The organism is Polaribacter sp. Z022 (assembly GCF_023555495.1).
In the GTDB taxonomy this organism is placed as follows: domain Bacteria; phylum Bacteroidota; class Bacteroidia; order Flavobacteriales; family Flavobacteriaceae; genus Polaribacter.
On the sequence record NZ_JALCZO010000005.1, the window covers coordinates 188,864 to 201,926 of the forward strand.

Sequence of the window (13,063 nt, forward strand, 5' to 3'; positions counted from 1 at the left end):
AAGATGAAGAATATAAAAATATATAAAAGTCAAATATTACTGTTAGCAATTGTTTTCTTTTCGCTTTCAGCCAATGCTCAAAATTTTTCAACAAAGACAAACAATATTAGAAACTCTGTAGTTGCTGAAATTAATCAGGAACCTGTTTTGTTTTTATCTAGTTTAAGTTCAAGTTTAGCTGCTTATACTTTAAAAGGCGAAGAATTATGGAACTTTAAAATTGATAACCCATCAGTAATTTTTGAAATTTTAGCAGAAGACATCAATAATGATGGCAATGATGATTTATTAGCAGTTGCAGGAAATGGAATTGTGTATTGTATCAACAGTGATGGAAAATTATTGTGGAAATATTCACCAGAACAAAAAACACGTTTATCTGAAATTGCAGTTGTAAAAAACAATGATAAAATTCAAATTTTTGCGGGTGGAAACAACTACCAATTATATGAATTAAATACTCAAGGAAAATTAGTTTCAAAAACTAAAATTAAAGGAGTTGTTAGAAAAATAGAATCAGGTAAATTCTTAGATTCCTCTAAAGAAACGTTGTTTTTAATGACTTATGTGCACGATAAATTCAGATGGGAATTTATGGGCTTTTTAAATCCAGAAACCAAAGCAATTATTAAACAAGTAAGTTATAAGAAAAACGATTTAAAATCTTTGTCTAAAATAATGGTTACAGATATTGAAATTGCAGATATCAATAAAGATCATAAAGATGATATTTTGTTTTTTGGTGATACTAAGTTTAGACCATTTTTCACAACACTAGATGCTAATTTTAATGTCATAGCAGAATATGAAGGAAACAGAAAGCAGACACAACGTTATGCACATTCTCAAGGTACTTTTTTACCAAAAAGAAATGAAATTATGTTTCAGCATGGAGGTATTTTAATTGTTTTAGATCATAAAGGAAAACTAAAAAATACTGGTGGAGAAAGGTATGGTAAAGGTGTGTATAGCAATTTTGTGTATGAATCTAAAACCAATCAATTAATTGCTACAGGTACAGTAGATGGAGGTAACAATGTAGATTTTTATAATGTATCAAAAAACAATTGGCACAAAACAAAATACCAAAAACAAGGTAGCATGTTAGCGGTTGAAAAGAATCTAGACAAACTCTATAAACAAGTTCTTAATTTTAAAATGCCTAATTATCAGCAAAAGTCTGATAAACCTTGGGTAATGGTTACCAAAGCAGATTTAGATTCTAAACTAGATAAACTTGATGGAAATTCTATAAAATTTGTTATTCAAAAATCGCCTAAAGAATCTACAGATAGAACACATTTAGTTCAGAAATTAGGAAAAATTGCACTAAAAAAAGACAAAAGAGGAAAATATCAGGATTCTAGAGAAGACATCATTCAAATGGCAAAAGACTATGAAGCAAAAGGACAACCTTTTACTTTTTGGGCTGGTCATGGAAATGATCCTTTTTACATTCAAATAGAAACTTTAGAAGAAATATTAAGAGTTGCTCCTACAACTTGTTACGGATTTGTGTATGCAGAAATGGATAAGGTAGATGATCCAAGAGTTATTCATTTTGTAAAAGAATATATGCCAAGGTTGGCAAAAGCAATTCGTAAAAATAATAGAGCAAAATTATATTTTAGATACAAAAATATGTTTTGGGCAGCAACATCACACTTACCTCTTTGGAAAGAAATGTTTTTCTCAGGGAAATATAGTGATTTTTTAGCTCCAGCTTCAGAAGATACAAGTAATCGAATTCAAGATTTAAATTTAGCAGGTAGAGTAGGAATGTTTGCAGGTGGATATATCAACGATTTTACAATGCGATTGATAGATGATAATCCTACAAGTTGGAGACCATTAACTCCTGGAGGTCAAAACTCTGTTTCACCTTATTTAAGGCAAGGGGTTATGATGGCTGCTTATGGAGCACGTTATGGAGTTTTATTTAATGGCGGATTTGTTGAAGAACCAGGTCTTAATATTTTATTTGCAATGATGAAATCTGGTGTATTACCTATAGTAGAAAAAGAAAATATACAATCTATTGGTTCTTGGCATTTGATAAAAGATGTAGATGAAAAATTGGTACATTCTGTAGATACACATCACAGTATCAATCAATATAAAAAGGATGATGAAAATGCAGTTTTTTCTGTTGGCCAAATGCATTGGGCAGGAACAAATATTCCTGAAAATGATTTTTCTAAAATAGCCTTAGGTGTTCATTACAGGTGGTTAAATTATATGCCTGAAACTCCAAATGGAATGGTGCCAATTGCTCCTATTGAATCTAAAGAAATGTTAGTAAAAAAGAACATTCCTTTTAGTGTTAGTAATGGTAAAAAAGGGTATTTAAACAATGAGTTTGTATCAGCTAAAGAATATCAATCAACATTAAAAAATCAAGTAGAAAAAGGTGCTAAACAATTACCAATAATTGTTAAAGGTGCTGCTTGGTCTGCTATTAAAATTGATGAAAATCATACAAGAATTATTTTAATGGATCAAGGTTATATTGAGCCTCAAGATAGAGATGTAACCATTACGTTTCAAAATAGAAAACCAAAATCAGCTAAAGATATTTTAAGTAATGATGTGCTTAAAATCAAAAATAATAAGTTAGAAACCAAAGTTTTAGCGGGTTCTTTGCAGTTTATAGATATTAAATATTAAAAAAAGTGATTGGACTAAAAAAGATTTTATTAGCAGTTATTATTTGTTTCAATTTTTCTTTGTATTCACAAAATGAAAGCGATTTCTATACAGAAACTTGGAATAATGGTGTTACAAAAAATTTAGTTACAGACTTTGGTGCTAATGGTAATGACGCCCTAGATGATTCAAGTGCAATGCAAGCTGCCATTAATAATGTTACAGCATTAGCAAATGGAGGTAAAATTATAATTCCTGCTGGTACTTATTATTTGGGTAATATTAATATGAAATCTAAAGTCCATTTGGTATTTGATAAAGATGCTATAGTTAAACCTATAATTCCAGATTCTGGTAATTGGAGAGTTTTTTCATTTGGTAAAAAAAGTGCAACAGTTAAAGATGTTAGCATTAGAGGTGATGGAGGTAAGTTTACAATAGATTTTAGAGTTCCAGATATTTCTAAAAATTTAAGAGGACAAGTTTTTTTAATGTTAAATGTTGATAATTTTTTAATTGACAACTTTCATTTATTAGATGACAATACAATTTTTAATGCTGCTAATTTTGGGTTTACTGATTACAATGGTCAATTTTATGGACCACAAAATGGAGTTTTTAAAAATGCAAGCGATAACAGAGCACATGCTGGCTATGGAATTGCGCAAGTAAGAATTGGTAAACATATTTTGTTTAAAGATTTGGTTGGAAATGGAGGGGTAACTTTAAGAATAGAATCTGGTTCTTTACAAATTGTAGAATTGCATGAAGAAACTCATGATTTAGGAATTTTTGATATTGTTGGAAGAAATATTTCAGGATCAAATTGTAATTCTGCGCTTATGATTTCTCCTCATACAATGACAAATGGTAAAGTAGATGTAGAGAATGTAACAACAACAGATTGTGCAACTGCAGTAAGAATTGATAAAGGTTTTGATGAGCATGGGTACCCAGCAGGTACTTTTTCTGATGATTGTATTGTATCAAATGTAACTGCTAATTATGGTGTAAATGCACAATTAAATTGGTGGAGAGTAAAATACCTACCTTGTGACAAAGCAATAAGAGATTTAGTTTCTACAACTTATAATCCAGATGGAGAAAGTTATAATGCTCCAGCAATTGCTGCTATTATTAATACAGCTACAGGAACTGGTGCTGGAACTTTTAATGTGAATTTTTCTAATGTTATTCAAAATGGTTTTGAATATCAATCTAAAACCATGTTAACAACTGAAGATAATACAGATACTACTAAAAATTCTTGGCCATATTGTGAGTCTTCATTGTCTGTAAATAGTAGTAATTTATTAGAAGAATTCATTTTATATCCTAATCCTACTAAAGATTTTGTACATATTAATCTTCCAAATGTAGAAAGTATTACCCTATATAATATTTTAGGAAAAAGAATGGATAATATTTCGTTTCTAAGAAATAATAAGGCCATTAAAGTAGATGTAAGAAGCCTAAAAACTGGAGTTTATTTTCTAAAAATTAAAGAAGATTCATCAAAACCATCAATAAACATAAAATTGCAAAAAATATGATTTGTTTAAATAGTATAAAAAAACTGAAAATTGCCATTCTTTTTTTAACCTTAAGCCTTATTGGATTTTCAGCATTTGCCCAAAAACAACAAAAACCAAATATTCTTTTTATTGCTATTGATGATTTGAATGATTGGGTAAGCCCACTTGAAGGGAACAAACAAGCCATCACTCCAAATATGGATAAACTAACTAAAAGTGGAGCAGTGGTGTTTAAAAATGGAGTTACTCCAGCCCCAATTTGTGGGCCATCTCGTTCAGCAATTTTATCTGGATTTTTACCTAGCACTTCAGGTGTTTATGCGAATTCACATGACATGTTATATTCAGAGTTAGTTCAGAAAAATCCAACTTTACCAGAATATTTTTCATTAAATGGTTATCATACGTTATCTAATGGAAAAATGTTTCATAAACATGGTACAAAAAATGGAAAAACAGATTTTGGTGCTTGGGCTTTTGATGAATTTTCAAGAGCTAGAAGATATAATAAAGATGCTGTAAATAATAAATATGTTACATCTTCTAAAGCAGGAGCAATTAATGGAGTTGTAAAACTAGAATACAAAGAGAAAAAAGCAAAACTTAGTTGGGGACCAACAAAAGATAAATTTGAAAAAACGGTAGATTTTGGTGTTGCAGATTGGGCAAGAAAACAACTACAAAGAGATTTTGACAAGCCTTTTTTCATGTCAGTTGGTTTTATAAAACCACACTTACCATGGTTTGTTCCTCAAGAGTTTTTTGATATGTATGATATCAATAAAATAGAAGATTTAATAATTAAAGAAGATGATTTAGCAGACATAACAAATGCCCAAGGAAAGCAGAAATTTAAACCAACTGCAGAATACAAGTGGATTAAAAAACACAATCTTAGTAAAGAAGCTACAAGAGCATATTTGGCAAACGTAAGTTATGTAGACAAGTGTTTAGGTATTGTAATGGATGCTTTAGAAAAAAGTGGTTATGCAGACAATACTATTATTGTCATTTGGGGAGACCATGGATGGCATTTAGGTGAAAAACAACGTTATTTAAAAAATACTTTGTGGTCTGAAGCTGTAAAACCTCCATTTTTTGTGAAGCTCCCAGGAATGGAAAAGACAATTATATCAGATAAAACTGTAAGTTTATTAGATTTATATCCAACGTTAATCAGTTTAGCAAATTTGCCTAAGAAAGATAATTTAGATGGACATGATTTTTCTAAATTATTAAAAAATCCTTCTTCTAATTGGAAATACCCTGGTGTTACTGTTTCAGCAAATGGAACATCAGTTTTAACAGAAAAACTTCATTATATTAAATATTTATCTGGTGAAGAAGAATTGTATGACATTGTAAATGATCCCCATGAATGGAATAATTTAATTAAAGATTCAAGGTATAAAAAAGAGATTAAAGAGTTAAAAAAGTGGATTCCTAAGAAAAGGAAAAAAGCGAGTAAAGAAAGGTATAAAAAGCCAAAAAACTATGTGGATGCAGATCAAGATCCAACCATAAAAGCAACACGCGTTTTTAAAAAATAATATCAAATGAAATCAAAAATTATTTTAACAATTACTGCAATAATTATCATTGCTCTTTTAAGTTGTAAAGGTCAAAAAACAGTTTCTAATTCTACTAAGAATAAAGTAGAATCAAAAGAGAAGCCAAATTTAATAATCATTCATACAGATGAGCATAATTTTAGAACTTTAAGTGCTTATCAAAAGTTATTACCAGAAGAACAAGCTTTTGTTTGGGGAAAAGGAAACAATTCTAAAACGCCAAATATCGATAAAATTGCAAACGAAGGGGCAATAGCAACTAGTTATTATTGTGCTTCACCTGTTTGTACTCCTTCTAGAGCTTCATTGGTTACAGGATTATATCCTCAAGCTACAGGAGCTCCAAAAAATGGATTGCATATTAGCAAAGATGTTCCAACTTTTGCTACAATCTTAAGAGATCAGGGTTATGCAACGTCTTATGTAGGTAAATGGCATTTAGCTGGTCATAAAAAATATGTTTTTGATATAGAATACAAAGCAGGTTTTGAGGATAATAGATATATGATGAGAGGTGGTCATGCTCCTTATTTTCATATAAAAAATGGAAAATTTAAAGGGATAAATGAAAAAGCTGCTGCAAGATTACCAAAAGAAGAAGTAATTCATTTAACCGACTTTTTTACTGATAAAACATTAGAAATTTTAGAAAGAGATAAAAACAAACCTTTTGCTCTAATGCTTTCTATTCCAGATCCACATACACCAGATTATGCAAAGCCTCCTTACAATACTATGTATCAAGATTTAGATATTAAAGCGCCTAAAACTATGGCACCAGAATATGTAGCTTTAAAACCATCTTGGGCTAGAAGTATGAATAAGAATGATAAAAATGAGGCTGTAGGAAAAAAATCATTTGAAAATGAAAAAAATGCATTGAAACAATATTTTGGTATGGTAAGCCATATAGATGATTCTGTAGGTAGAATATTACAATTTTTAGATGATAATAATTTATCAGAAAATACAATTGTAGTGTTTACTTCAGATCATGGAGATATGTTTTTTGAACACAATAGACGTAACAAAGGCGTGCCTTATGAAGGTTCTGCTAGAATTCCGTTTGTAATAAGATATCCTAATAAAATTCCTTCAGGAAAAGTATTAAATACTGCATATACAAATGTAGATTTTGTTCCAACTATTTTAAGTTTAATGAATGTAAAAAGTAATGCAAAGTTTCATGGTTTAGACACTTCTGATGATTTTACAAATAATAAAAAAGAAATAACAAGCGATAGAATTACCTATTTTGCAAAATCTGGTGGATGGTGGGTTTCTGCAGTTAATGATAGATATAAATTGGTGATTGATAAAAAAGAAAAACCGTATTTATTTGATTTACAAAAAGATCCAGATGAATTGATAAATTTCTATTATGATAAAGAGTATGCAGCCATTGCTAAAAAGATGCAAACAGAATTATTTAAGCAATTAGAAAAGTATGACGAACCTGGTTTAAAAAAGGGAGGTTATAAAACAAAATAATCAATTATTTATGCTGATTTAAAACGGATGAAAAAGCTATTTTCTTTATTACTTTTTATTACTACCACCATTTTGATAGCTCAAAACGATGAGGTTAGAAGTAGAATAAATTTTAATAATAACTGGAAATTTAATTTATCTAATAAAGGAGAATATTCAAAACCAGATTATTTAGATGAAGATTGGCGCACCTTAAATGTACCTCACGATTGGAGTATAGAACAAGAATTTAGTAAAAATAATTCTGGAAGAAATGCATGGTTACCAGGAGGCATTGGTTGGTACAGAAAGTCGGTTGTTATAGCTAAACAAGATGCAGATAAAGAATTTTTGATTGAATTTGATGGTGTATATAAAAATTCGACGCTTTGGATAAATGGACATTATGTAGGGAACCAAAATGATGGTTACACTAATTTTCATTACAATATTACTTCCTTCTTAAAATTTGGAGAGAAAAATACTTTTGCAGTTAAAGTAGATAATTCAATACAACCCAATTGCAGGTGGTATTCAGGCTCTGGAATTTACAGAAATGTTTGGTTAGTTAAAACTAATAAAATTGCTGTTGATCAGTTTGGGACATTTATTACTACTCCAAAAATATCGGAAGATATAGCTCTTGTAAATATTGAAACAACTATTAGAAATTATAGTAATTCTGAGAGTATTAGCATTGAAACTGTAATTTATAACGCCAAAGGATTAAAAGTTGGCTCTGTAAAGTCAAATAAGAACTTAAAGAATAGAACTACAACAAAAATTAATCAACAAGTAACTATTAATAAACCTGAGTTTTGGTCTCTGCAAGACACTAAAACTTATTCTGCAAAAAGTGTCATTTCTAAAAATGGTAAAGTATTAGATGTTTATAATTCCAAATTCGGTATTAGAACTCTAGAGTTTCATCCTAAAAATGGCTTCTTCTTAAATGGAGAAAATTTAAAATTAAAAGGAGTTTGCTTGCACCATGAAGCAGGTGTTTTAGGAGCTGCAGTTCCTATAGATATTTGGAAATCGCGATTAAAAACGTTAAAAAGTTTTGGTTGCAATGCTATTAGAACTGCTCATAACCCAATGTCTAAGGAGTTTTTAGATTTATGTGATGAAATGGGGTTTTTGGTGATGAATGAGTTTGTAGATAAATGGAATTCTGATGCTTCTTTAGTTTGGGCGCCAAAAAAACATCCTACTTTTTTTAATCCAAGTGGTTTTGCAGATCCATTTTTTGAGTTTGAATGGCAGAAAAATTATAAAACAACCATTTTAAGAGATAGAAATCATCCATGTGTTATTATTTGGAGTGTTGGTAACGAAAATCATTCTCCAGGAACTGTAGAACAAATTGAAGGACTCAGAAGATATACTGCTTTTGTACGTTCTTTAGACCCTACAAGACCTGTTGTTTCTGGAATGGAAAGAGGAAAAGATGGAGATCCATCAGAAAAAATTAAAGCCATTATAAAAACTACTAATGAAATGGATTTAATTGCTATGAATTATGGTGAACAATGGGTGAAAGAAATTGGTTTGCAAAATCCTGATAAACCTTATGTTAGCACAGAAAGTTATATATATTTTAATAGTACACCTAAAAAAAGATTTGCAAACATAGAAAAAGCACCTTGGATTGATGTGTTAGAAAATAACCATAATATGGGGTTATTTTTATGGGTTGGGATTGATTATTTAGGAGAATCTCGAAATTTTCCAAAACTAGGTTCTGATTCTGGGTTGCTAGATAGAGCAGGTTTTAGAAAAGAAATTTCTTATTTATATGAAGCTTTTTGGTCTAAAAAACCAATGGTAAGAATTGCGGTTTATGATGGAAAAGCAGATGATTTTTCTACCTCAGGTAGATGGGGTTCTCCACCAATGAAATCGAATTGGAATTTAGAAAAAAACAAAAAGTACGATTTAGTTACATACACAAACTGCGATTCTGTAGACTTATATTTAAACGGAAAGAAAATTGGAAATAAAAAACTAAAAGATTTCTCTAATTGGATTGTAAAGTGGAGAGATGTTAATTATAAACCTGGAACTTTAAAAGCAGTTGGAATTATTAACGGAAAACCGGTTTGTGAATATGTTATAAGAACATCAAAAAAACCAAGTTCTTTTAAATTTATTCCTAAAGAAATTACTACAAGAAAAATTATTCAAGTAGAAGTAAATCTAACTGATAGAAAAGGAGTTTTAGTCAGTCATATACCCACTAAAGTTAATTTTAAAATTAACGGAAACGCCAAAATAATTGGTATTGATAATGGAGATGTTACAGATGCATCAAATTTTAACAATACCAAAACTGGAATTATAAAAAACGGTAGATGTTTGGTACTTATACAAGTAGAAAATACAAAAAAAGACATTAGTTTAATTGCTTTTAACAATCAAATAAAAAAAGAAAAGACAATTTTAAAAAAAGAATAACATATCTAAAAAATAACTACTTAAGGTAATAAACGATTGTACTTAGATAATTTTATTTTATTACTTGTCTAAGTATGTTTTTACATTTATAACAATTAATTTATTAAAATGAAAATCAACCCACTTATTGTATTACTTCTATTTTCACAACTAATTTTTTCACAAAACGATTGGGAAAATGAATTAATGTTCGAACAAAACAAACTACGTTCTAGAGTACCGAGTTATTCTTACAAAACACATGCAGATGCTTTGGAAGGTAATAGAGAAAATGCTAGAATAAAATCGTTAAATGGAACTTGGAAATTTAACTTTGTACCTACCTCTAAAGAAAGACCTCAAGATTTTATCAAAAAAGATTTTAATGATGCAAGTTGGAAAGACATTCCTGTGCCTTCTAATTGGGAGTTACAAGGATATGATATCCCTATTTATTCTAATATTATCTATCCATTTACACCACATATTAAAACTGGAGGGAAAAGAAAATATAGTTATTTGGGACCACATCCACCTCAATTTCCATTTATAGAAAAGTACAGAGATAATCCTGTAGGGTCTTATTATAGAGATTTTACCATCCCAAAAGATTGGGATAATCAATCAGTAGTTTTACATTTTGGTGGAGTTTCATCAGCATTTTATGTCTGGGTAAATGGTAAAAAAGTTGGTTATAGTCAAGGTAGTAGATTGGCAGCAGAATTTGATATTACCGAGTTTTTAGAAGAAGGAAAAAACAGAGTTGCAGTTCAGGTTTTTAGATGGAGTGATGGGAGTTATTTCGAAGACCAGGATATGTGGCGTTTAAGCGGAATTCATAGAGAAGTGTTATTAATTGCACAACCTAAAGTTTCTTTAAATGACTTTTTTGTGAGAACAAAGTTCGATGATAAGTTAGAGAATGCAAAACTAGAAATTCGTCCACATATTTGGATGAAAGGTGATGAAAACAGTTTTAAAAATTGGACTATTTCTGCAAATTTATATGACGCAGGAAACAATAAAGTAACTACAAAAGCAATGACTTGCGCTGTAGAAAGTGTTCATTTTGAAAGATGGAATCAAAGAGATATTAACAAGTTTGCTTTTTTAGAAGCACAAATTAAGAATCCTAAAAAATGGTCTTCAGAAAACCCATATTTATATACTTTGGTGTTTGATGTTAAAGATGCTTCAGGAAAAATTATTGAATCTAGAAGTCAAAAAATAGGTTTTAGACAAATTAGTTTTAGCAAAGAAAACGAGTTGTTAATTAATGGAAAACCGACTAAAATAAAAGGTGTAAATAGACACGATCATCATCCTATAAGAGGAAAAGCTTTAACCAGAAAAGATTTAGAAGATGATGTAATATTGATGAAACAATTCAATTTTAATGCAGTAAGAACTTCACATTATCCAAATGATCCGTATTTCTATGATCTGTGCGATAAATACGGAATTTATGTGATGGATGAAGCCAACATCGAAAATCATCATTTAGGAAGTTATGCACCACAACAACCAAGTTTGGCAATTCCTATTTTAAGTAGAGTAATGAGAATGGTAGATAGAGATAAAAATCATCCATCTATAATTTCTTGGTCTTTAGGTAATGAAGCAGGAACAGGACCTGCATTTGCAGCAGCTGCTAGTTGGGTAAAAGATTATGATGCATCACGTTTTGTACATTATGAAGGCGCACAAGGAGATCCTACTCATCCTGAATATAAAGAAGGAGAAGAAGGACAAAAAGTGTTTAGAGGAAAAGCACACGCTAATCCAACAGATCCTTATTATGTAGATGTTTTGAGTAGAATGTATCCTGAGATTTATCAACTAAAAGCAATGTCTGAAAGCAAATACATCAACAGACCTATTGTTATGTGTGAATATGCCCATGCAATGGGGAATTCTATAGGGAATTTAGGTGAATATTGGGATTTAATCAATTCTAAAAAGAATTTAATTGGTGGTTTTATTTGGGATTTTAAAGACCAAGGTTTGGTTAAAAAAGATAAAAAAGGAAATGATTTCTATGCTTATGGAGGCGATTTTGGGGATTATCCAAATGATAAAAATTTCTGTATCAATGGTGTTTTTTCTCCTGATGGAAAACCAAATCCACACGCTTGGGAAGTAAAATACATTCATCAACCATTTAGTTTTAAAAATGTAGATTTTAAAAAAGGAACAGTTACAGCTGTAAATCATTTAAACGAAACGAACTTAAATGCTTATGAAGTAAAATGGACGATTTCTGAAAATGGAAAAGAAATTCAATCTGGAATTTTACAAAATCTTGATGTAAAACCAAGTTCATCATCAACCCTAAATATTCCATTTAAAAAAATCCGTTTTAAAGATAAAAACGAATATTGGTTGCAAATTTCTGTACACGAAAAACAAAATACACTTTGGGCAACAAAAGGCTATCAAGTAGCTAAAGAGCAGTTATCAATCAAAGACAAAGTTGCTACAAATAAGTATGCGTCTTCATCAAACTCTAAATTAGAGTTTTCAGAAAATGCTTCAACTATAAAAATATTTGGAAAAAAATATAGTGCAAAGGTTTCTAAAGAAACAGGAGAGTTAATTTCTTTTATCAAAAATGGTAAAGAACAGTTGGTATCACCTTTAAAATCGAACTTTTTTAGACCTCCTGCAGATAATGATTTGCGTGGAGCAAGTAGTGGAAACTTCAGAAAACAGCGTAAATATTGGGAAACGTTAAACAACAAATTAAAAGTTACATCTTTCAAAAAAGATGCTGAAAAGAAGAATGAAATTACGGTTTCTGTATCAAAAAAATATAAAGAAGAAGTAAGTTTAACAATCAAATATCACTTTTTAAGTGATGGTAGGATTGTAGTAAACCAAAAAATGGATGCCAAAGAAAGTTTACCAAATCTTATTAAGTTTGGAATGACAATGGGCGTTTCTTCTACTTATAACACAACTACTTTTTACGGAAAAGGACCTTGGGAAAATTATATAGATAGAAAAAGAGGAACTGTTGTAGATGAGTTTACTTTTAAAACAGATGATTTGTTTACCAACTATATTTTACCACAAGAAAACGGAAATCGTTCTGACACAAGATGGTTGAAATTATTAAATAAAAAGAATCATTTAATGATTTCTGGAGCTCCAACTTTTGGATTTTCAATTTGGCCTTATTCAGAAAAAAACATACAAAAATCTAAACATCCTTTCGATTTAGAAAAACAAGGTTTTTATACATTGAATATTCATTCCATTCAAATGAGTGTTAATGGAACTTTGTCTGAAGTTGTGCCTAAATATGAAATTCCATCAGGAAAATTTGAGTTAGAATTTATATTAAATACCAAAAACTAAAACTATAAATTAAATAGTTTATAAAAAAAAGACAGTGGTTTTACT

Annotated in this window: 6 protein-coding genes; all 6 read left to right on the forward strand. The window is 29.8% G+C overall.

Features of this window, described 5'->3' with window-relative positions:
• Positions 1–3 precede the first annotated feature (3 nt).
• The 6 genes from MPF13_RS12600 to MPF13_RS12625 all read left to right on the forward strand — a co-directional run bounded on the left by MPF13_RS12600 (position 4) and on the right by MPF13_RS12625 (position 13,018).
• Positions 4–2,667 carry a hypothetical protein gene (locus MPF13_RS12600; protein WP_249983008.1) on the forward strand — a complete coding sequence of 888 codons (2,664 nt, stop codon included), beginning with the start codon at positions 4–6 and terminating at the stop codon, positions 2,665–2,667.
• Positions 2,668–2,672: 5 nt separating this feature from the next.
• Entirely contained in the window at positions 2,673–4,199 is a 1,527-nt protein-coding gene (locus tag MPF13_RS12605) for a T9SS type A sorting domain-containing protein (RefSeq protein WP_249983010.1), read from the forward strand.
• Complete coding sequence (locus MPF13_RS12610; protein WP_249983012.1) at positions 4,196–5,731, forward strand: sulfatase; 1,536 nt, start codon at positions 4,196–4,198, stop codon at positions 5,729–5,731. The genes MPF13_RS12605 and MPF13_RS12610 overlap by 4 nt, the downstream gene beginning before the upstream one ends.
• A gap of 6 nt (positions 5,732–5,737) precedes the next feature.
• Complete coding sequence (locus MPF13_RS12615) at positions 5,738–7,243, forward strand: sulfatase family protein (protein ID WP_249983013.1); 1,506 nt, start codon at positions 5,738–5,740, stop codon at positions 7,241–7,243.
• A 27-nt stretch (positions 7,244–7,270) separates the two neighbouring features.
• On the forward strand, positions 7,271–9,679 hold the full coding sequence (locus MPF13_RS12620) for a glycoside hydrolase family 2 TIM barrel-domain containing protein (protein WP_249983015.1): 2,409 nt from the start codon (positions 7,271–7,273) through the stop codon (positions 9,677–9,679).
• Positions 9,680–9,787: 108 nt separating this feature from the next.
• Complete coding sequence (locus MPF13_RS12625; protein WP_249983017.1) at positions 9,788–13,018, forward strand: glycoside hydrolase family 2 TIM barrel-domain containing protein; 3,231 nt, start codon at positions 9,788–9,790, stop codon at positions 13,016–13,018.
• Positions 13,019–13,063 lie beyond the last annotated feature (45 nt).

Excerpts from the sequence above, each read along its gene's own strand:
- MPF13_RS12600 (WP_249983008.1), top strand. The coding sequence starts at position 4 with ATGAAGAATATAAAAATATATAAAAGTCAAATATTACTGTTAGCAATT.
- MPF13_RS12610 (WP_249983012.1), top strand. The coding sequence starts at position 4,196 with ATGATTTGTTTAAATAGTATAAAAAAACTGAAAATTGCCATTCTTTTT.
- MPF13_RS12620 (WP_249983015.1), top strand. The coding sequence starts at position 7,271 with ATGAAAAAGCTATTTTCTTTATTACTTTTTATTACTACCACCATTTTG.
- MPF13_RS12615 (WP_249983013.1), top strand. The coding sequence starts at position 5,738 with ATGAAATCAAAAATTATTTTAACAATTACTGCAATAATTATCATTGCT.
- MPF13_RS12625 (WP_249983017.1), top strand. The coding sequence starts at position 9,788 with ATGAAAATCAACCCACTTATTGTATTACTTCTATTTTCACAACTAATT.